Origin of the sequence: Desulfogranum mediterraneum DSM 13871 (genome assembly GCF_000429965.1) — a bacterium.
Classification (GTDB): domain Bacteria; phylum Desulfobacterota; class Desulfobulbia; order Desulfobulbales; family Desulfobulbaceae; genus Desulfogranum; species Desulfogranum mediterraneum.
This window is the reverse complement of sequence record NZ_AUCW01000016.1, coordinates 1-21,784: the sequence shown is the minus strand read 5'-3', so window position 1 is coordinate 21,784 and position 21,784 is coordinate 1. Positions and strand designations below refer to the sequence as shown.

At 60.0% G+C, this 21,784-nt stretch carries 17 protein-coding genes and 1 tRNA gene; 12 read left to right on the top strand and 6 right to left on the bottom strand.

All coding sequences use genetic code 11. The features are described from left to right. Positions 1-13 precede the first annotated feature (13 nt). Positions 14-847 carry a sulfate reduction electron transfer complex DsrMKJOP subunit DsrO gene (gene dsrO, locus G494_RS0108100; RefSeq protein ID WP_028584128.1) on the top strand — a complete coding sequence of 278 codons (834 nt, stop codon included), beginning with the start codon at positions 14-16 and terminating at the stop codon, positions 845-847. A gap of 7 nt (positions 848-854) precedes the next feature. Continuing rightward, positions 855-2,027 (top strand): sulfate reduction electron transfer complex DsrMKJOP subunit DsrP, encoded by a 1,173-nt coding sequence (gene dsrP / locus G494_RS0108095; protein WP_028584127.1) that lies wholly within the window; start codon positions 855-857, stop codon positions 2,025-2,027. Between the two features lie 323 nt (positions 2,028-2,350). On the opposite strand, the gene G494_RS0108090 is transcribed toward dsrP, so the two are convergent. Further along, a complete protein-coding gene (locus tag G494_RS0108090; RefSeq protein ID WP_035245914.1) occupies positions 2,351-3,142 on the bottom strand; it encodes a prepilin peptidase in 792 nt (263 codons plus the stop codon). 228 nt (positions 3,143-3,370) lie between these two features. On the opposite strand from G494_RS0108090, the gene G494_RS0108085 reads away from it, so the two are divergent. The 5 genes from G494_RS0108085 (at position 3,371) to aroA (ending at position 7,942) form a co-directional block, all read left to right on the top strand. Continuing rightward, complete coding sequence (locus tag G494_RS0108085) at positions 3,371-4,153, top strand: dihydroorotate dehydrogenase electron transfer subunit (protein ID WP_035245911.1); 783 nt, start codon at positions 3,371-3,373, stop codon at positions 4,151-4,153. Continuing rightward, entirely contained in the window at positions 4,141-5,082 is a 942-nt protein-coding gene (locus tag G494_RS0108080; RefSeq protein ID WP_028584124.1) for a dihydroorotate dehydrogenase, read from the top strand. Before G494_RS0108085 ends, G494_RS0108080 begins: the two co-directional genes overlap by 13 nt. Further along, positions 5,079-5,780, top strand: a complete 702-nt coding sequence (gene aroD, locus G494_RS0108075; RefSeq protein ID WP_035245909.1) for a type I 3-dehydroquinate dehydratase — start codon at positions 5,079-5,081, stop codon at positions 5,778-5,780. Before G494_RS0108080 ends, aroD begins: the two co-directional genes overlap by 4 nt. After that, complete coding sequence (locus tag G494_RS0108070) at positions 5,770-6,603, top strand: shikimate dehydrogenase (protein WP_028584122.1); 834 nt, start codon at positions 5,770-5,772, stop codon at positions 6,601-6,603. Before aroD ends, G494_RS0108070 begins: the two co-directional genes overlap by 11 nt. A 61-nt stretch (positions 6,604-6,664) precedes the next feature. Next, on the top strand, positions 6,665-7,942 hold the full coding sequence (gene aroA, locus G494_RS0108065) for a 3-phosphoshikimate 1-carboxyvinyltransferase (protein ID WP_028584121.1): 1,278 nt from the start codon (positions 6,665-6,667) through the stop codon (positions 7,940-7,942). Between the two features lie 117 nt (positions 7,943-8,059). Here aroA and G494_RS0108060 read toward each other — a convergent pair whose 3' ends face one another. From G494_RS0108060 to G494_RS0108040, 4 genes are all read right to left on the bottom strand, one after another. After that, a complete protein-coding gene (locus tag G494_RS0108060; RefSeq protein ID WP_028584120.1) occupies positions 8,060-8,866 on the bottom strand; it encodes an SAM hydrolase/SAM-dependent halogenase family protein in 807 nt (268 codons plus the stop codon). Between the two features lie 70 nt (positions 8,867-8,936). Then, complete coding sequence (mltA, locus tag G494_RS22510; protein WP_161629958.1) at positions 8,937-10,139, bottom strand: murein transglycosylase A; 1,203 nt, start codon at positions 10,137-10,139, stop codon at positions 8,937-8,939. A gap of 393 nt (positions 10,140-10,532) precedes the next feature. Then, positions 10,533-11,495 (bottom strand): DHH family phosphoesterase, encoded by a 963-nt coding sequence (locus G494_RS0108045; RefSeq protein ID WP_028584119.1) that lies wholly within the window; start codon positions 11,493-11,495, stop codon positions 10,533-10,535. A 16-nt stretch (positions 11,496-11,511) separates the two neighbouring features. Further along, positions 11,512-13,785, bottom strand: a complete 2,274-nt coding sequence (locus tag G494_RS0108040) for an LPS-assembly protein LptD (RefSeq protein ID WP_161629957.1) — start codon at positions 13,783-13,785, stop codon at positions 11,512-11,514. Positions 13,786-14,219: 434 nt separating this feature from the next. Here G494_RS0108040 and G494_RS0108035 point away from each other — a divergent pair, with 434 nt between their 5' ends. From G494_RS0108035 to G494_RS0108015, 5 genes are all read left to right on the top strand, one after another. Further along, positions 14,220-15,188, top strand: a complete 969-nt coding sequence (locus tag G494_RS0108035; RefSeq protein ID WP_028584117.1) for a radical SAM protein — start codon at positions 14,220-14,222, stop codon at positions 15,186-15,188. Positions 15,189-15,354: 166 nt separating this feature from the next. Continuing rightward, positions 15,355-17,772, top strand: a complete 2,418-nt coding sequence (locus tag G494_RS22505) for an Rne/Rng family ribonuclease (RefSeq protein ID WP_084456564.1) — start codon at positions 15,355-15,357, stop codon at positions 17,770-17,772. 86 nt (positions 17,773-17,858) lie between these two features. Continuing rightward, positions 17,859-17,935, top strand: a tRNA-Arg gene (locus G494_RS0108025). A 472-nt stretch (positions 17,936-18,407) separates the two neighbouring features. After that, positions 18,408-20,234, top strand: a complete 1,827-nt coding sequence (locus G494_RS0108020; protein ID WP_028584116.1) for a peptidase U32 family protein — start codon at positions 18,408-18,410, stop codon at positions 20,232-20,234. 30 nt (positions 20,235-20,264) lie between these two features. Continuing rightward, entirely contained in the window at positions 20,265-20,909 is a 645-nt protein-coding gene (locus G494_RS0108015) for an HAD family hydrolase (protein ID WP_028584115.1), read from the top strand. Between the two features lie 116 nt (positions 20,910-21,025). On the opposite strand, the gene G494_RS0108010 is transcribed toward G494_RS0108015, so the two are convergent. Then, positions 21,026-21,508 carry a methylated-DNA--[protein]-cysteine S-methyltransferase gene (locus tag G494_RS0108010; protein WP_028584114.1) on the bottom strand — a complete coding sequence of 161 codons (483 nt, stop codon included), beginning with the start codon at positions 21,506-21,508 and terminating at the stop codon, positions 21,026-21,028. Positions 21,509-21,784: the final 276 nt, after the last annotated feature.

The window sequence follows — 21,784 nt, the reverse complement described above, 5'->3', positions numbered from 1 at the left end:
AGGAGATATACTGATGGATAAGAAAAGAAGAGATTTCCTCAAGGTTGCCGGAATTTCTACCCTGGCCGGCCTTGGCGGGACCGCCGTGGTTGACCGGCTCGTTTCTGGCAGCAGCCCGGCGGCAGCAAACGCATCTGGCGCGGCCCAGGAAGCACATGGTGTAGAACCAAAGGCCCATGCCCCGGCAACAGCGCCCACGGGTAAACGCTACGGCATGATCGTCGATACCCGTAAGTTCCAGCATGATCCCAGCCTGGGTGAGAAGGTGGAACAGGCCTGTATCACCGCCCATAACGTCCCCCAGTTCCCTGAGAAGAAAGACGATATCAAATGGATCTGGATGACCGACTACGAGAACTGCTTTACCGAGAAGAGCCTGCTCTACAAGGATGAGGCTACCGAAGATCATCAGGTACCGGTACTCTGTAACCATTGCGACAACCCACCCTGTGTACGTGCCTGTCCGACCAAGGCGACCTTTAAGAACAAGGACGGCCTGGTCATCATGGACTTCCACCGCTGTATCGGTTGCCGCTTCTGCATGGCCGCCTGCCCCTATGGCATGCGTAGCTTTAACTGGCGCAATCCCCGGCCCTTTATCAAAGAGATCAACAAACATTTTCCCACCAGGATGCGCGGTGTCGTGGAAAAATGTAACTTCTGCGCCGAGCGGATCGGGGTCGGTGAAATGCCAGCCTGTGTCGAGGCATGTGGCAACACGAAGGCCATGGTCTTTGGTGACCTGAATGATCCTCATTCAGAGATACGGAAGCTGCTGAAGGAGAACTATACCATTCAGCGTAAGCCCTCCCTGGGTACCCATCCATCTGTCTTTTACATAGTATGAGGTTGCCATGTTTGAAAAAGCACTAAAAGGAAACAATTACTACTGGATGTGGCTGGCCTTTCTCGGCTTCTTCATCGGGGTGGCAGTGATCTGCTACCTGCGACAGTACTTCTACGGTCTGGGTCTGACCGGGATGAGCCGGGACGTGTCCTGGGGATTATACATCTCCCAGTTCACCTTCCTGGTCGGGGTGGCGGCTGGAGGGGTGATGCTCGTCCTGCCCTACTATATCCATAACTACAAGGCCTTTGGCCGGATCACCATCCTGGGTGAATTTCTGGCCATCGCCGCCCTGCTGATGTGCCTGATGTTCATCATGGCTGACCTGGGACAACCCCTGCGCGGTCTGAACGTCATGCTCCATCCCACCCCCAACTCGATGCTCTTTTGGGACATGTGTGTGCTCTGGGGATATCTGCTCCTCAACTGTCTCTGCGGCTGGGTCATCCTCACCGCCGAGCGCAAGCAGGTGGCGCCACCGAAATGGATATACTTCTTTGTCTATATATCCATCCCCTTTGCCATCTCCATCCACACCGTAACCGCCATGCTCTACTGTGGTCTGCCCGGCCGTCACTTCTGGCTGTCTGCGATCATCGCGCCCCGCTTCCTGGCCTCGGCCTTTGCTGCCGGTCCTGCCCTGATCGTGGTCATGGCACTGATCCTCAAGCGGGTGGCCAACTTTGACGCCGGTAAAGAGGCGCTCAACAAGATGGTGACCATCATCATCTACGCGGCCCTGGCCAACATGTTCTTTGTGGGTCTGGAGTTCTTTGTCGGCTTCTACTCCAACATCCCGGGCCATATGCATACGCTCACCTACCTGTTCTTCGGGCTGGAGCACCATGGCCATATGTACAACAATCTGGTCCCCTATATGTGGGGCTTTATCATCCTCTTCTTTGTCGGCATCGGCCTGATCAGCCATCCCTACACCCGCAAGCAGAGTGACCTCTGGCTGGGTCTGGGTTGTGCCTCCATCTTTATCTCCTTCTGGCTGGATAAAGGGATCGGCTTTGTCCTGGGCGGCTTCGTGCCCACCCCCCTGGAAGAGATCGTGGAATACTACCCCACTGCCAATGAGCTGTTCATCACCATCGGCATCTGGGCCACCGGATTCTTCATCCTCACCATCCTCTACAAGATCGCCATCGGCGTCGAGCATGAGGTAGAGGCCTAGCACTCCACGAAGACAGGCAGTAATTAAAAAGGCCCCTGGTTCTCCAGGGGCCTTTTTTTGTCTGCTGAGGGGCAATCTTCGGCAGAGCGGCTGCCCCTGCCTGGCCGAGTTCTCTGCTCCTGGGAATCCTGGGAAGCATGGTCCTGCCGCCCCTTAAGCAGGATCCCTCGCCAGGGCGCTCCGCGGCTCAGCTCTGCAGCTGCGGATAGACCAGCGCGCTCCTGCGGGCACACAGCCCAGGCCGGGCTGCCGCCTGCTCCAGTGGGATCTCCACGGCCCGGGCGGCCTGAGGCCGGAGAGTCGGTCCTGCCTCGGTAGTGTGCTCAGCCGGCCATCCTCTGCAGGTAGAGTTGCCAGAGGGCGCTGATCTGTTCGCTGAAGAAGAGGTAGCTGATCGCAGCCAGGGCAAGGAAGGGACCAAAGGGTACCCTGGTCTGGCTGCCCGAACGGCCCCTGATCATCATGACGATGCCGACCAGACTGCCGGTGAGGGAACTGAAGAAGATCACAAAGAGCAGGCTCTGCCAGCCCAGAAAGGCACCGATCATGGCCAGAAGCTTGATATCCCCGCCGCCCATGCCGTCTCTGCGGGTCAGCAGGTAGTAGCCCAGGGCCACCAGGTACAGGACGCCTCCCCCGCAGAGAATCCCCAGACCGGACTGGACCCAGCTGAGGTCGGTCACCAGGAAAGAGCCGCCAAAACCAAGCAAAATTCCGGGCAGGGAGATCAGATCAGGAATAATTTGGTGATGGATATCGATAAATATGATAACCAGTAATCCAGCCAGAAAAACAAAGTAGTAGAGATACTCCCAAGCCAACCCCACCCGGACAAAGAGGGCCGCACTCAACACGGCCATGCAGGCTTCCACCAAGGGATACTGCAGCGATATTCCGGTTCTGCAATACCGACACCTCCCACCTATCAGGCAGTAGCTGACCAAGGGGATATTATCGTACCAGCGCAGGGGAGCACTGCAGGCCGGGCAGTGGGAGCCCGGATAAACGATGGAGGCCCCCTCCTGGGGGAGTCGCAGGATAACCACATTGAGAAACGAGCCGATGATCGCTCCGAACACCGCCAGTATCACCAAGACCATTGACTCCATGGACATCCCCTCCTCTCCGACCCTTGGGCCGGCGCTTGTATTCAGCTGCTCTTTTCTTGAAACCCGGGGCCCAGCACGACGCCTGCCCCTGCTCTCTCTGCAGCAGAGATCCCGGCAGCGGCTCCAGCCGGCCCGCTCTCTGCCACACCATGAACTCCATAGTACCGCTAACCCCCACCCGGTTGAAAGCGAAAAACCATTGCCCAGCTCAACAAACTCCACTCTAAGCTCATCATGTCTAAATTTCAGGTAACATCCCCGATTCGCTCCTGCAGCCAACTGACCCCGGATATTATCCGGGTCTCGCTCCTGGCTCCGACCATTGCCCGGGCCGCCCGGCCCGGGCAGTTTGTGATGGTCGCCGCCGGCAGCAGCCGCGATCCCCTGCTCAGAAGGCCCTTTTCCATCCACAACGTCACTGCAGACGGTGAGGTGGTCCTCCTCTACAAGATCGTTGGTCAGGGGACCCGGTTGCTGGCCCAACTGCGGGTCGGCCAAAGCATCGACCTGGTCGGTCCCCTGGGCAAGGGCTTTTCCCTGAGCCCCGACACCCCGGCCTGTCTGGTCGGCGGCGGTATGGGTATCGCCCCACTACTCTTTCTGGCCAAGGCGCTCTGCTCCTCTCCACGCCCCCAGGAGCATGCCATCCTCCTGGGCGCCCGAACCAGGGATGAGCTGGCGCCCCTGGTCGAGGACTTCCGCGAGCTGGGATACCCGGTTCACGCGGCCACCGATGACGGCTCCTATGGCCACCACGGCTTTGTCACCGAGCTCTTCCAGGAGCACTCCACGCCCGCACACGAGGTCTGCGTCTGTGGACCCACCCCGCTGATGGCTGCCATCGCCCGCCAATGCCTACAGGCCGGGAATCGCTGCCAGGCCTCCCTGGAGACCCATATGGCCTGTGGGCTCGGCGCCTGCCTGGGCTGTACCATCCAGGCTCAGGGCGGCGGCTATAAACATGTTTGCAAACACGGTCCCGTATTTGATGCCAACGAGGTGCTATGGACAATCTAAACCCTTCCCCTGATCTCAGGGTCAACATCGGCAGGCTGGAACTGGCCAACCCGGTGATGACCGCCTCCGGCACCTTTGGCTATGGCCGGGAATTCAGCTCCTTTGTCGACCTGGACCGGATCGGCGCCATCGTGGTCAAGGGCATCTCGCTGGAGCCGCGCGCCGGTAATCCTCCCCCCAGGGTGGTGGAGACCCCCTGCGGCATGCTCAACGCCATTGGCCTGGAGAATGTGGGCGTGGAGCAGTTCCTGGTCCGCAAGCTGCCCTTTCTCCAACAGATCAAATGCAAGGTCCTGGTCAACATCCTGGGTGATTCCGTCGAGGAGTACGTGGCCCTGGCCCGGCACCTCTCCGGTCACCAGGGGATAGACGGCCTGGAGATCAACATCTCCTGCCCCAATGTCAAGAAGGGCGGGGTCGCCTTCGGCACCTCCCCGGAGATGGCCGCTGCGGTCACGGCTGCTGTCAAGGCGGCCACCGATCTGCCGGTGATCGTCAAGCTCTCCCCCAATGTGACCGATATCGTGACCATGGCCAAGGCCGTCGAAGACGGCGGTGCCGACGGCATCTCCCTGATCAACACCCTGATCGGCATGGCCATCGATGCCACCACCCGACGCCCCAGGCTGGGCAACATCATCGGCGGACTCTCCGGCCCGGCGATCAAGCCGGTTGCCCTGCGGATGGTCTGGCAGGTGGCCAGCAATGTGCGTATCCCGGTGATCGGCATCGGCGGCATCGGCACCACCGAAGATGCCATCGAGTTTCTCCTGGCCGGCGCCAGCGCCGTCCAGGTGGGAACCGCCAACTTCTACGCCCCCTCGGCAGCAGATACCATCCGCCAGGGCCTGGCCGACTATCTCAGCGACCAGCCGGAAGAGTCCCTGGGAGAACTGATCGGCTCCCTGATCATCGAGGATGGATCATGAGCCCCGGGCGCGGCCTGGTCTGCGTCTCCCTGGCCGGAGGCGAACCTGGCGGCCAACTCCAAGAGCTGCAGCGGTTGGCCCCCCGGGCGGACGTGGTGGAGATCCGCCTGGACACCCTGGAAAACCCCGATATCGGCAGTTGGCTGGCCACCATGGAGCGGCCCCTGCTCTTTACCAACCGCCCGGCTTGGGAGGGGGGCAACTTCTCCGGCCCGGAGGAACAGCGCCTGGCCCTGCTGGCCCGGGCCATTGAGCTCGACGCCGCCTACATCGATCTGGAACTGGCCACCGAACCCGAGCGGCGCCTGGCCCTGATCGACATGGCCAGGGACAAGACCACCCAGGTGATTGTCTCCAGCCATGACTTCAAAGCCACCCCGCCCCAGGCCGACCTCCGGCAGACCCTGGAGCAGATGATGGCCAGCGGCGCCGACTGCGGCAAGATCGTTACCACGGCCCAGGACAGCGACGATGTCATCCGGGTCCTGGGACTGCTGGAGATCGCCCACCAGGCAGCCTTTCCCTTAAGCGCCTTCTGCATGGGCGGCCCCGGCCGGATCAGCCGCTTTGCCGGCCTCTACCTTGGCGGCTTCATGAACTATGTCGCCCTGGACCAGGCCAGTGCCACCGCACCGGGTCAACTCTCCGCAGCCCACTGCCAATCCCTTATCCAACTCTTTGAAGACTATGCAGATTAACGGAACAACCCGACTCTACGCCATCGTCGGCAACCCGGTGGGCCACTCCCTGAGCCCGGCCATGCACAATGCCGCCTTTGCCCACCTGGGGATCAATGCCGCCTATGTCCCCATCCAGGCCGAGGATATCAAGGCCACGGTGGACGGCCTGCGCCAGCTCGGATTTTGCGGAGCCTCGATCACGGTCCCCTTTAAGGAGGGGGTCATGCGCTGGGTGGATGAGCTCGATCACACCGCCATCCAGATCGGGGCGGTCAACACCCTGGCCTTCCACCGGGGCTCGGATCAGACCATCCACTGTCACGGCTACAACACCGACTGGGTCGGTTCCAACCGGGCCCTGGCCGACCATCTCACCCTAAGCGGCAGCAGTGCTCTGATCCTGGGTGCCGGCGGCGCTGCCAAGGCCGTGGCCTTTGGTCTGGTCAACGCCGGAGTCGAGGTCTTTATTGCCAACCGGACCCACCACAGGGCCAGGCAACTGGCCAACGAGCTGGGCTGCAACGCCGTAGCCCTGGAAGATATTGGCCGGCTGCAGTGCGAGATCCTGATCAACACCACCTCGGTGGGTATGGCACCCCATGACCAGGAGTGCCCTATCCGGGAAGCACTGCTCCCAGGTTTCAGGGTGGTCATGGATATCGTCTACGCCCCCCTGGAGACCCGCCTGCTCAGAGCGGCCCGGGCCTGCGGCTGCACCGTTATCGACGGCCTGGCCATGCTCCACTACCAGGGAGCGGCCCAGTTCAAGATCTGGACCGGCCAGGAACCACCTGCCGAGGTCATGCGTCAGGCTTTGTTCTCCGCCCTCCAGGGTGGCTGATCCCTGCTTGACCGCAGCAGACATCCCAGCTCGCCCACCTCAACCCAAGCGCCGAGAGATCATGATAGAAATCATTCCCGTACCCCGTATAGATACCACCATCTCTGTTCCCGGCTCCAAGAGCCTGACCCAGCGTGCCCTGATCGCCGCTGCCCTGGCCCAGGGCAACTCCTGCCTGAGCGGCCCCCTGGCCAGTGAAGATACGGCCTATACCATCGGCGCCCTACGCTCCATGGGCGTCCGGATCGATGACCAGGACCCTGGCCAGTGGCAGGTCCAGGGCTGTGGCGGCCGCCTGGAGACACCGACCCAGGAGATCTACCTGGGCAATAACGGCACTGCCACCCGTTTTCTGACCTCAGTGGTGGCCCTGGGAAGGGGTCGCTTTCAGATCAACGGCAGCAGACGGATGAGAGAGCGTCCCATCTCACCGCTGATGGAGGCCCTCACCGGCTGGAAGGTGGATATCCGAAGTGATGCCGCCAACGGCTGTCCCCCCCTGACCATCCAGGCCCAGGGCATTGCCGGCGGCAAGACCATTCTCCCGGAGGGCCAATCCAGCCAGTATCTCTCCTCCCTGCTGCTGGTGGCCCCCTATGCGGCAGCTCCGGCCGAACTTGAGGTCCTGGGCGAGGTCCTCTCCCAGCCCTATGTGGAGATGACCCTGGCGGTGATGGCAGACTTCGGCATCCGGGTTGAGGCTGCCCCCCGGCTCAACTACTTCCGGATTCCCCAGGGCTCCTACCAGGGACAAGACTACGCCATCGAGGGCGATGCCTCCAGCGCCTCCTATTTCTGGGCCGCAGCAGCCATCAGCCGCGGCAGGGTGACGGTGGCCAATGTCCCTGTCCCCTCGCTCCAGGGCGATGCCGGCCTGGTACCGCTGTTGGCCCGGATGGGATGTGAAGTGCGCCAGACGGCTGCCGGTTTAGAGGTCAGGGGACCTGAGAGGTTGGAGGCCATAGAGGTGGACATGGGCGACATGCCCGATGTGGCCCCGACCCTGGCGGTGGTGGCTGCCTTTGCCGAGGGAACCACCACCATCAACAACATCGAGCATCTCCGGATCAAGGAGTGCGACCGGGTAGCGGCCGTGGTGAGCGAGTTGCGCAAGCTCGGCGCCGAGGTGGAGGAGGAGCAGGACCGGATTCGCATCCACGGCCGCTCCGGCGGCAGCAACCTCCATGGCGCCACCCTGGAGACCTACGAAGACCATCGCATGGCCATGTGTTTTGCCGTGGCCGGGCTGCGTATCCCCGGGATCAGGATCAGCGGCGAGAGCTGTGTGGCCAAGTCCTTTCCCGATTTCTGGCAACGATTCGACCTGCTCCGTGACTAGAGCTGACCAGAGCTGGCTCAAGGAGTGGCGATGATGAGCCGCCTTTTTCAGGCAGCTCTCTTCTCAAAAAAGGCTTAGGCCAGGTAAACGGCCTGCCCTAAGCCCTCTCTGCCTGCCTTATTGCCTGATGCTCACCTGGCGGAGAACCACCGCAGCCCCCTGTTCCACGCCCAGGAGGGCCGCCGCATCGCCCTGATTGACGGCAACCTCCAGAAAGCCGTCACTGTCCCATAAGAGCCCGGGCCGCCCTCCATCGAGCAGGCCATAGGTCCAGGAGAGGAGCATCACCATCCTCTGGCCGCTAAGCTCAACCTCAAGGGGCAGATCCAGGCGCAGGGCCGTGAGGTCCGTGGCCCGGATGGAGGTCCGGATATTGCCGAAGCTGTCGATGCGCAGCACTGCGCCGCGTACCTCCCCTTCTCCCTGCTCCACCCGCCCAGCCTCCAGGAGGATACAGTCAGCTGGGGCATACTCCTCCCCCAGACTCTTCAATGAGCGTCCCCGAGCCAGATCCGCGGCCAGGGGGGCCATGATATCGCGACCGTGGAAGGTGGCGCTCACCCCGGCCTGGGAATGGCCCACCCTGTGGAGACTCTGAATCTTATGACCGGCCAAAAGGATGGAAAGCAGGCCGTTGTCCGGGGCAATGAAGAGGTGGCCGTCTCCCTGGGCAGCCAGGATGGCCCGGTCCGTGCCCACCCCCGGATCCACCACGATCAGGTGGACGGTGCCTGCTGGGAAATGATGATAACTGGTGGCCAGACAGTAGGCACCCTCCAGCAGGCCGTGGCGCTGAACCTGATGACAGATATCGACAATCTGCACCGCCCGCCAACTGGAGAGCAGGGCGCCCTTCAGCTGGCCCACATAGGGGTCGCTCAGGCCAAAATCAGTGATCAGGGTAACGATACCGGACGGTTCCATATTCTCCTCCAAGATCTCCCCCAGGGGCGAGATCACAGGGTTATTCTCCAGGCAATCCCTGGCAAGGGGATCAGCGAGGGTTCTCTTTGAGCAGCAGGATATAGAGGGCCCCATCCTCCTTCATCCGGCCCGCGGCATTCCCGGCCGCTGCCCCGCTTCCCCAGAACAGATCCACCCGTCCAGGACCCTTGATGGCCGAACCGCTGTCCTGGATGGTGACAAAACGGCGGAGCTCGTCCCAGCCAACCACCCGCTCACCCTGGAGCAGGGGTTTCCTGGAGATCAGAAAGGCCGGTGCCCCGGGAGGGAAGTAACGTTGGTCCGCGGCAATGGAACGGCCGGGGGTGAGTTCCTGACCGATACTTCCCACCGCGCCACGGCTGGTGCTCCATTTAAAAAATATGAACGATTCGTTGTGGTGCAAGACCTGGTCACGTTCCTGGGGATGGGCAGTGAGGTAGGTGCGGATGGTGGTCATACTGGCCTCCTCCAGGCGCATCCTGCCGCTCTCCACCAGCAGCTTGCCGATGCTGCGGTAGGGTCGACCGTTACGGAGCGCATAGTGGACCCCGAGCACCCTCCCATCGCGCAGGGTAATCAAACCAGACCCCTGGATATGGAGGATGAAGGCATCCAGCGGACTGCGCAGCCAGACCAGCTCCTGACCAAAGAGCAGACGCTGCTCCTCGATCTCGCCCCTGGTCCAGTAGGGAACAAAGCGGCCCCCTTCCAGGCGGCCGATCTCCCTGCCTGGAGAAGGGTCGCTGCCGCCACCATGGCGGAGCACCAGGTCGTTGGGAAGGGAGTAGAGGGGAAAGGCATACTCGGCCGAGGGTTCCAGGCTGCCGGCAAAATGGGGCTGGTAATAGCTGGTGACCAGCATGGTCCCCTTTGGGGATCCAGACAGGCCGTCGGCCTGGTAGACCTCAAAGAGACGACGGAGCTGTCTACGGAGTTGTTCAGGCTTCGGCCGGGCAGCCACCAGCCTCCGGAGGGTCCTGATGGAGGCAATCAGCTCCGCAGGGCTGCAGCGTCGCTCACCCAGGGTGTAGCGACTGGCCGGGGGAACCCGCTGCAGGTAGGTCAGGCTCCGCTCCAGAGCAGGGATCAGCGCCTCATAATCCAGGTCATCGCTGAATCCCGGGAAACGCTGGCCAGAGACAAGGGTGGCTGCCTGGAGACTGGCCAGGCTCAGCAAAAGCCCTGCACAGGCGGCCGGAAGATACCTGGCCAGGGCTGACAGCAGGGTCCGCATCTTGGACAAAGACATCATGGGCAAAGGGCTCTCCTTGGTCTGGGTTGGCTTGGCCGCGCTCAACAGCCTGGCTGTTCCGCTGCCGGACGGAGCGGGAAGGAACCTTCCCAGGTCACGCCGGAGTCCCCTGTCCCGATAACCCGGACAGGGACAAGAGGGGCCCTGTCCGCTCCTCTTCCTCCCCCCTGTACCTCCAGGACAAGACATTGGATCTTAAAGTTTTCCCGGAAAATATTGCAGCTGGGCCGGGGTGGACGACCAGGACCGAATGAAGAGGACATTCCTGCCCTCCGCGGCCATGGGGACGGGACAGGGCCCGGCTGACAGGGGTGGTCTGACGATGCAGAAAGAGTTTCAGCGGAAGGGAAGATACTCGGGGACAGCCTAGCCTCTCTCAACCATCCAGGCAGATCAGCGGCTGAAATGGTCTGAAAATTGACGATAGAACTGCTCGACCAGTTCAGCGGGCAGGCTGTTGATCCCGGCGGCAGCGGCTCGACCGCCTCCGCTGGGAAACTGGCGGCAGAGCTGATCGGCGCCCTTGCGCTTGTTCATCGGTGCACGGACACTGATCCGAAGGCTCTGGTCGTGGTTGACAATGACGACGGCATGGGCCTTGGTGGGTTGCTCCCGGGCGATCAGGTTGGAAAAGACCCCGACCACCCGCCTGGACCAGGGCTGGTTGGGGAGTTGAAAGATCCGGCTGCCCTCGGTTTCCCTGAGGGGCGTAAGTTCCCGGGCCTGGCCCATATCGTTGTCATAGCCCTGTTGGAGCATCTCCAGGGTGCGGGACTGGTGATAAAAATCCAGGGGATCCTCATAGGGCTGCACCTCCCGAAAGAGCTCTGCCGGGTGGATCAGCAGATCCTCGGTGCTGAAACCGTAGCCATTGTAGTTGAGCAGTTGGCCGATCTCCCGGAGACACTCCAACTGATCGCTGTTCAGGCCGATCTTCCTGCCCCGCTCTGCGGCCACCTCGTCCAGATTATCGCCAAAGGCACCGGCCAGGGCCCAGGTGGTATGCTGACCCCCCAGGAGCGTGTCGACCAGCAGGGAGGTGCAGGTCTGCTCACTGGGATCGATCCGCACCTCCAGGGCCGGGGAGTCGGGGATGTCACCGCTGTAGTGGTGATCGATGTAGACCAGCTGGTTGTCGGCCGCCAGGAGTTGCTCCAGTTCCGGCCGATTGCGATCCAGGGAGATATCCAGGACCGTGATTCGGGCCCCCCTGACCCCGCTGAGCTGCCGGAGCAGACGGATATCCCGTTTCACCCCGGTGATCAGCCGACTCTGCTCCACCGGTGAGGCCAGACGGAGCTGATGGAGGGCACAGATCCCGTCGGCATCGCCGTTAAAGACATCGATATACTCCATGGCCGTGACTCCTGGGCTAGAAACCGGGCAGATCCAGGCCCAGGGGGTTGCCGATGTTGGCCAGTCTGAACATGATCATGTAGGTCTGATTGCCGGGCTTGTAGTTGGAGAGGAACTCCACGGACCAACAGGCCGGTTGATAGAGCAGCCGGAACTCCTCCTCAATGGTCCGTTCTGCCTCGATGGCCCGCTCGATGCCGTAGCCCACGGCAAAGTTCCAGGGCAGGACCAGCCAGGCATCGGCGCGAATGGAGTTGGTGTTCTTGAGGTCATTGTACTTATAGTCGGCAGAGAGATAATCGCCGCGGTTGCTGCGCAGGTCCGCCTCCACGGTATGGGCAAAGACCCCATCGCCGTAGACATCGATCTCGGTCTTATACTTGAGGCGCAGGTCTTCCAGGGGGTAGTAGGCCAGTTGCGCGTCGATGGGAGTGAGGGGGGTGTCGCTCTCCGCGTTGCGCAGGTCATAGCCCTGCTTGATCTTCAGGTAGCCGTAGTTACGCTCATACTTCTTTTCGTTCTTTTCCCCGAAGATGTCGAAGAAGTTATCGATCCCATAGTAGATGATATTTTTATCGCCTATGGTATCGACGCTGTCCAGCTTGGGCAGATCGTCCTGGTCATCATCGGAGATGAAGTCATAGGAGACATAGGGCCGGAAGGTATGGCTGAAGGCATAGATTTCGCCAAAATCGGCATTAAAATCCCCGATCATGGTGGTGCCGATCTCGGCGCCAAAGTCGGCCAGCAGGCGGTTTTGGGTGTCCCCGTCTTCGAAGGTGCCGTTGGCCTCCTGATTATCGCCGTTGACCTGGAGCGCGTAAAAGGTATCCCTGACCCCGGCCCGGACCGTGGTCTCCAGGTACTTGCTCAGGGGCACGGCCATGGTCAGCTTGGGATGAAGATCAACCCGATGGGCGCCGACCCCCTCTTCCCGCCAGTAGTTGACATAGTCGGCGTTCCAGGAGAAATCGATGCCCGAGTTGTCATAGACCGGCAGCAGCCCGGTATAGGAGAGGGAGGGGAGCTTCCACAGCCGCGAGGGAGAGACATCGGGATCTGAGAGGTCGTTAACCACCAGGAACTGCCCCTGGAGCGAGGTGCCGTTGTCCCAGGAGCGGAGAATCTCGGCGGTATTGTTTCTGAACTGTTCGCTCTTATTCTGAAATCCCCGACCAAAGATCTCCAGGAAACGGTTATGGCTGGTGGTGAATCCGGTGAGACCGGAGGTAAACTCGGTGAGGTAGTCCTTGTCCGAGACCACGTCCAGGTCAAAGCGGGTGGTCCATTCCCCGAAGTCATGGTCGGCCTTACCCCGGATCCAGTAGCGATCCTTGTTGGTATGGGTATAGCCGGTCTCCTGGTAGTACTCCACCTGGGAGGGGTCGCTGAGGTCGTCGGAGAGGTAGTTGGCCATGATGGCCCCCTTATCCGTGGTATCGGCGATATAGCGGAACTCGCCGCCCAGCATCAAGCCCCGTTCCGCCATGTACTGGGGGTAGAGGGTGATGTCGCTGCTGCGGGAGAGGTTGATGAAGAAGGGCAGCTCAAAACCAAAGCCGTCCCGATCCGAGGTGGAGATGGCGGGGAAGAGGAAACCGGTCTGCCGGGTGCGTTTGGCCGGCAGGATCATGTAGGGCGAGTAAAAGACCGGTACATCCTTGATCCTGAAGGTGGCGTGCTTTAAGAAGGCATAACCGCCATCGGTGATCTCGGCATCGGCTGCCCCGAAACTCCAGGGGGGCGTCTCGTCCTCCTTCAACTTACAGGTAATGATCCAGCCGTCTTCGATGTGATAGGTCAGATCGCCGGTCTTCTCCACCACCCTGCCTTCCAGGTGCATATCCTTGTACTGGCGGATGATGGAGGCATTTTCAAAGGTACCGGTTTCATGTTCCAGGTCAACCACCCCTGATTCGGCGCTCAACTGATCGGGCCCGACATCGATGACCAGGTTGCCCCTGGCCTTGACCCGACCCAGGTCGGCATCGTAGACCATCCAGTCGGCCTTGATGGTGGTGAGCACCTTGGTGGTGGTGACCAGCTTATCCTCGTCATCCTGGTCCGCCGGCTCGCCCTCGGCCACGGCCTCCGGCTCCTCTGCCGGAGCCGGCTCTTCGCCCAGGAGATCGCTCCAGCCATCACCCTTTTGCTTCTTTTTCCGGCGGGTGACCGACTCCTTCTTTTCCAGGACCACGTTGCCCTCGGCAATCACCGTGGGCGGGTCTTCGTAGCGGGTCAGTTTATCGGCGGTAATCTCCCATTGCAGGGCATCAACCGTTTCTGCCAAAACCATCTCCGGCAGCAGGCTGACCACAAGGGCGAGCGTACAAACAAGGCTGATGATCGGGGACTGAGTAGTAGAGTGCTTCACCTCGATCTGCTCCTCTGCGAAAGTAAAGGTAATAAAAAGGATCGGCGTCTGTGTTTTCGCCCGTTCTCCGGCCCGACGGGAATGGAACGGAACCATGCCGGGGGATAAAAAAGAAACACGGTATACACCGCTTAAGGTATTCGAAAATACCATGGAAAATCAGTCCAAATGTACGCGCAGGGCCAGGTTGTGTCAAGTCAAAAGTCGCAGATTTGACTTGCAGAGTCCAGCAAATTAGTTTAAGAAACAGTAAGTTAAAAGAACGAAACCTTCGTGGTTTCCTTTGTGTGAAATTTGAACCAGTTAAGACGATAGACACAGCGCAGTCTCCTTTCCCAATACGCCCCTGTATGAAACACCTCTTTGGCCCGGTAAACTCCAGGCGACTCGGCCGCTCCCTCGGCATCGATTTCTACACGGAAAAAACCTGTAATCTCAACTGTGTTTATTGCGAAGTGGGCCTCTCCGCCGTCCTCTACCAGGAGCGGCAGGAGTACACCCCGACTGAAGACATCATTGCCGAAATCGAACAGTTGAGCCAAGACCGGGAGCAACTGGACAGGATCGATGTCATCACCGTCACCGGCAGCGGCGAACCGACCCTCCATAGCGGCCTGGGAGCTGTTATCCAGGCCCTCAGGCAGCGGATCCAAAAGCCCATTGTGGTCCTCACCAACTCCACCCTGCTGATGCGGAAGGATGTCCAGGAGGAGCTGATGGGGGCCGACCGGGTGGTCCCCTCCATGGACGCGGCCAGACAGAGGACCTTTAACCGGGTTGACCGACCGGCCCCGGGCATTCACACCGAAGAGATCATCGCCGGCCTGGAGACCTTTTCGCACACCTTTTCCGGGGAGCTCTGGCTGGAGATCCTCCTGGTCCAGGGAATAAACGATGCCCCAGACGACGTGGAGGCCCTGATCAACGCACTCCGGCCCCTGCGTCTGGACAGGATTCAACTCAACACCATCTTCAGGCCAGCGCCTGAAAGCTTTGCCCACCCCCTCACTCCAGCGGAGCTGAAGGCCATTGGCGCCCGTTTGAGCGCAGAACTTGCCGTTCCCCTGGACCTGCCGGCCCCGGCCCGACAGGTTGAGGCGCCACTCGATGAGATTCAACCTTCCCCCCAATCCAGGCAAGCTGCCGATTGTGTGGAAGATATTATCCAGATGATTAAGCGGCGACCATGTACTGCCGCAGATATTAATCGTACCTTCCAGTTGGGAGGTGCGAAAATAATTGAGCAACTTCTTGAGCCCCTTGTTCAGACAGGTGCAATACAGAAATATCGTCATGAAAACAGCACATTTTATCAATAAGGCCGTGCCCGCCCCAGAGAGGAAGCCGGCGCCATGACGAGTCTACAACACAGACCACCTGACCTGAGCAGGCCAGCTTTATGCTGACAACCTCGATATACCCTGCTGTTCCGGTTGCTCTGGTGTTCAAGAGATCTTGCTTGCTCAAACAAGCCAAGGAACTATAATGACCGACGAAGACAATACGACCTCGAAAAACAGTAAACCCCCCGTCCGCAAGGCAAGCACCGGTGCCTGGTGGAAATCCATCGGCAGCAGTAAGAAGAAAAAAGCCCAGGCCGCTGCTCCTGCCTCGCCCGAGCCTGCCCCTGAGCAGGCGACAGCAACGCCCCCCCCCGTAAGCAGCAGCGAAGACACGCCCGCAGCAGCAGCAAGCGCCGCTGCTCAACCCCAAGCCGAGCGCAGGCCCCAGGCCCAAGAGAAGGGCGAACCCGGTGCCCCCCCCAGCCAACAACACGATTCCGACCCTGCAAACACTGCAGCCAGGACCGGCAACGCCGGCAGAAAAACAACTACTGAGCCGGCTGCCAAGCCGAGCGCTGCGCCGACGACGGATCCGGCGCCTGACCACTCCCCGGCAGCTGCTCCTCCAAGCGATGAGGCGGCTGCGCCCCAGGGCTCAAGCCTTGCTGAGACCACTCCTAAGGCAGCCACCCAGGCAGCCACGCCGGCAACCCCACCTCCCAGCCAGAAAACAGCTGAGCCCGTGGAAGAGGCCATCACCGTAGAGCCCAGCAACCTCTCCAGCGAAGACCGGGAACTGGTTGTCACGGAGACGCCGACCGTGGAGGCCAAGGCTGAGAAAGCGCCACCCAAAAGGGGCCGGGGCAGGCAACGGGCCAAGGCAAAGCAGCAGCCCGAACAGCAGGAGGCCTCCCCGACCGAGGGCGAGGCCGCACAGGACACCGGCTCCCAGGAGAAAGCTGCGCCCTCAAAACGATCCGGCAGAGGCGGTGGCCGAAAAAATGAACGAAAAAAACGGGGCAACGATACCGCTGCAGCCAAGCAGGGCGCTGAAAGAGAGCAGGAACAGGAAAGCCCTCCTGGCAAGACAGTGACCAGCAAGCTGCTGATCAATGCCGAAGAGCCGGAGGAGTGCCGGATCGCCCTGGTGGAAGACGGTCGGCTGGAGTCCTTCCACGTCAACACCGTCTCCCGGGAACGCACCAAGAACAACATCTACAAGGGCACCATCGTCTCCATCGAGCCCAACCTCCAGGTAGCCTTTGTGGACATGGGAACCGGCCGCAACGGCTTCCTCCCCTTCAGCGAGATCCATCCGGAATACTACCGCCAGGACGTGAGCGAACAGAACCGGAAGCTGATCGCCCAGCAGCATTGGAAAAAACTCAAGATCGAGGATGTGGTCAAGAAGGGCCAGGAGGTGCTGGTCCAGGTGGTCAAGGAGGTCACCGGCAACAAGGGGGCCAACATCACCACCTACCTCTCCCTGCCCGGTCGTTTTCTGGTACTGATGCCTGGCAGCGATTCTGCCGGAATCTCCCGCAAGATCACCGGCGAGGAACGCCGCTCCGACCTGCGCCAGATGATGGACGACTTCAAGATCCCCGAAGGGATCGGCTACATCATCCGCACCGCCAGTGCCGAGATCACCAAGCGCTCCTTCCAACGGGACCTGCGCTACCTGCTCAGCCTCTGGGACGACATCAAGTCCAAGGGACAGACCAGAAACGCACCGGCCCTGGTCTATGAGGATCAGGACACCATCACCCGTTTCCTCCGTGACCACTTTACCCCGGATATCCAGGAGATCATGGTGGATACCGACCAGTCCTATGAGCGGGTCGATAACTTTATCCAGCTGCTCCCGGCCAAACAGCGCCAGGTCAGGATCAAGATGCACCGCGGGGCCAAGCCCATCTTCAACCAGCACAACATCGAAGAACAGATCGAGTCGATCTTCAAACCCCAGGTGCCGCTGCCCTCCGGAGGCTCCATCGTCATCGATCCCACCGAGGCCCTGGTGGCCATCGATGTCAACTCCGGCCGTACCTCCAAGAATGCCGATTTTGACGATACCATCTTCCTGGCCAACATCGAGGCGGCCGCTGAACTGGCCCGCCAGCTGCGCCTGCGTGACCTGGGCGGCCTGATCGTGGTCGACTTCATCGACATGCGTAACAAGAAGCACATCCGGGAGGTGGAACGCCAGATCAAGACCAGCATGAAGCGGGACAAGGCCAAGATCGACACCAGCAAGATCTCCCGATTCGGCCTGATGCAGATCTCCCGCCAGAAGATGGGCGCCCCCATTGAGAAGGGCAGTTACCGCACCTGCAGCCACTGTCAGGGCCGCGGGGTGGTTCGTTCGGTGGAGACCCTGGCCCTCTACTACCTGCGGCGCATCCAGACCGGCATCAGCCGCAAGAAGGTGGAACGGATGCAGTGCAAGCTCCCCCTGGAGGTGGCCCAGTACCTGCTCAACAAGAAACGGGCCGAACTCAGCGACCTGGAGCAGAGGCACAACGCCACCATCGAGATCCTGCCCCAGGTGGACATGGCCCCCGGCGACAACCAGATCGAGTACCTCAAAAACCTGCCCGAGAGCAACGGTGTCAACTAGGAGGACGTCGTACAAAAAATCTGGCCCGATGCTGCAAAAAACACTTGCCATCAACGGCCAGGCAGAGTATATAGACATCCACTTATGCGCCAGTAGCTCAGCTGGATAGAGTGCCGGACTACGAATCCGTAGGTCGGGAGTTCGAATCTTCCCTGGCGCGCCAGTAATCCCAAGGGGTTAAGTCTTTTTGACTTAACCCCTTGTTTTATTTCAGGCCTTTTTTGGCCTAGGCCGTCTGCAGGAAATGCAGCTGCACCTTCATCGCCTTACCCCCTGACCCTGCCGACATCCCTGGATATCCCCCTCGACTTAGTAGCTACGTTTTTCCCGTGGACCAGCTCAACCAGGGATCCACAGGGATCCGGATATGAGGCGGTTTTGAACCAGCCATGGTAAGGTATGCTTTTCCTCTGCTCGGCTCTCTTGGCAATAGCCTCATCTTCAACCGCAGCCTGGGGATACCTTGAGGGTACCTTGAAAAATTAGTTTTTTCGATCAAGGTCAAGGCGCACGATACATTTTATTGTAGGCATATATTTGATATTCCGAGGATAAAACCTTGAGCGCAACGCCGAGATTGGAAGAAAAACTTTTTCCCAAGGTGACCTTGAGATGATCCCTGCACAGGGTATGTTATGCTCCACCAGAAAATTGAACTCCTGGCCCCGGCCAAAGACCTTGCCTGCGGCACCAGCGCCATCGATCATGGCGCCGATGCGGTCTATATCGGCGGCCCCCAATTTGGTGCCCGGCTGGCGGCAGGCAACAGCCTGGCTGATATCGAACAACTCATCCGCCATGCCCATCGCTTCAGGGCAAAGGTCTATATCGCCCTGAACACCATCTTTGATGACCGCGAACTTGCACTTGCGGTGCAGCTCTGCCACCAACTCTACGCCATGGGTGCAGATGCGCTTATCATCCAGGATCCAGGGCTGCTCGAATCAGAGCTGCCGCCCATCCCGCTCCACAGTTCGACCCAGATGGACAACCGGACACCCGAGAAAGTTCGCTTCCTGGAAGAAGTCGGCTTCCGCCAGGTGGTTCTCGCCCGGGAACTGGGTCTTGAGCAGATCCGGGAGATCCGTGCCGCAACCACTGTCCCCCTGGAATTTTTTGTCCATGGAGCGCTCTGCGTTGCCTACAGCGGGCAGTGTTACATCAGTGAGGTCGTGGCCGGCCGCAGTGCCAACCGGGGCGCCTGTGCCCAGTTCTGTCGCCATAGATTTACCCTGAGAGATGGCCGGGGAGAGGTGGTGGAGCGGGATCGCTACCTGCTCAGCCTCAGGGACCTGGATCTTTCCGCCCATCTGGGCGCCCTTATCGAGGCGGGCATCTCTTCCTTTAAGATAGAAGGTCGCCTCAAAGATGAAGCCTATGTGAAAAATGTTACCGCCTACTATCGTCAGGCCCTTGACCGCCTCATCGATGCAGACCCGAAGCTGCAGCGGGCCTCATCCGGACGGTGCAGCTTCGGCTTTTCCCCGGACCCGACAAGATCCTTCAACCGCGGCCAAACCGAGTATTTTTTGACCAAAAGGCGGGCCAGGCCAGCGGAGATCAGGAGTCCGAAGTCCCTTGGCCGGCAGCTGGGCCCGGTGACAGAGTCAAGACCCGGCGCCTTCACCCTGGAAACGGCTGAACAGATCTGCAACGGTGACGGGCTCTGCTTTTTTGACCCTGCACAGGGACTGGTGGGGATACGGGTGAACCGAGCCCAAGGCAAGACCATCTACCCCAAAGATTCACTGCTCCTGCCCGTGGGCACGCTTGTCTACCGAAACAAGGATACCGCCTTCAGCAAACTCCTGGACCAAAGCGGGCAATGCCGCACCATTGCCATACGCGTAACACTCGAAGAATACTCCGAAGGCCTGCGGCTGAGGATAGAGGACGAGGACGGGCTGCAGTCCGAGACCTGCATCCGGGTTGCCAAGGAAAAAGCCAGGAAGGCGGGCACCGCCACAGCTCTGGCCGAACGACAGCTCAAAAAAAGCGGGGGCACCCCCTTCACGCTTGCAGAGGTCCGGGTGGAACTTCGTCCGGAGCTGTTTTTTCCGGCAGCGGTCTTCAACGACCTGCGTCGAAGGGGTTTTGCCCGACACATGGAACAGAGGCTCCTCCACTACCCGGTCGAAGAGGCGGCCATAACCCCCAATACCTTTCCCTGGCCGGCCGAGGAGGTGGGCTATCGTGACAACATCCTCAACCGGAAGGCAGAAGCCTTTTATCGACGCCATGGAGTGGCCCACATCGACAGGAAGACCCTGCGTGCCGCAGAGGTCGAAGAGTGTGCCCTGATGACCACGAGATATTGCCTGAAGGCACAGCTGGATCGCTGCCCCCATATCAACAAGAAAGCCGTCCAACTTGCAGAACCCCTGGTCATCAGCGATAACAGCGGCAGCTATGAACTTGGCTTCGACTGCAGACGCTGTGAAATGACCCTTAAGGCTCAATAGAGAATCAATAGAGATCAACCGGAGATGGGAATGAAACCCTATGACTGCTACCTGTTCGACGCCGACGGCACCCTTTTTGACACCGTCGAGCTGATCTGTACCTGCTTCCAGTATGTTGCCGAGAAATATGCCGCCAAGACCATGGACAGGGATACCATCATCAAGGGGATCGGCCTGCCGCTCAAGGGCCAACTGATAACCCACCTGGGGGCTGACCTCGACCATGAGCAGATTCTTGATGATTATCTCCAGTACCAGCTGCGCATCATGGAGGAGAGCATCAGCCCATTCCCCCAGGTTGCCGAGACCCTGGCAGCGCTGCAGGCGGCCGGGAAAAAGCTGGCCATCGTCACTTCACGGAGACGACTCAGCCTGGAGAAGATCCTGGAGTCCACCGATACTGGCGCTTACTTTGACCTGCTGATAACCCCTGAGGACACCAGCAGACACAAGCCTGACCCGGAACCGGCCCTCAAGGCCATGTCCCTGCTTGGTGCAGAGAAAAGCAGCACAGTCTTTATCGGTGACGCCTGCTACGATATCTGCAGCGGAGCCAGCGCCGGCACTGACACCGTCTTTGTCAACTGGAGCCACGCAGAACGCTCCTCCCTGCCCGTAGCCCCCACCTGGAGCATCGACTCCCTGGAGGAGCTGACCCTCTGCCTGGACCGCTGATGGCCTGATCTCCAGGGGAGGTCTTGGCCGCCCCCCGGCAAGGCCCTGGCCAGCACACCATGGCAACAGCTCAAGGAAATTTTCCAGGCACCGGCCCACGCCTGCCTGTTTCCCTTTCAGCGATCTTGCCTCTCGAATTCAAGGAGTCTGCGTTTTATGGAAAGGCCGTGGGCAAAACCGGTGAGTGAGCCATCCGCACCGATAACCCGGTGACAGGGAATGATCAAAGGAAGAGGGTTGTTGCTGTTGGCCATCCCAACCGCCCGGCTCGCTTTTTCGTTCCCTATGGCTGCGGCTATCTCTCCATAGGTTCGCACTTCGCCAAAAGGGATATCCTGGAGGGCAGACCAAACACCTTGCTGGAACTCGGTCCCCTCCACCTCCAGCGCCAGGGAAAATCGTTTCAACCGACCGCTGCAGTAGGCCTCAATTTGCTCCCTTGCATCGCCAAAGGCGGATTCATTGCGAATCCAGGCAGGATCAATCGAAAACGCTCTCTTGCCCTCCCCCGTATCCAGGTGCAGTCCGGAGACTGCGTCTGTTGTTCCCACCAGTATCATCCGGCAGAAAGGGGTGTTGAAGGTGGTATACAAGGTCATGGTCTTATTTCTCCGGTCCCTGGGGTAGCTTGAAGATGCAATTTTGCGATCACGATCAAGGCATGGCCAAAATTTTATTGCAGGCATACATCTGATATTCCGAGGATATATTTTTCACCATAACACAGAGATGGGAAGAAAAAGCAACTTTTCAAGGTCAGCTTTTATCTCACCTTTTATATGAGGCCTCACGGTAAAGAGCTGGATGCCCGCCTTCGCGGGCATGACGGTAGAGGCGCAGGCATGGCGGTAGAAGACCTCATCGACGAATCCATC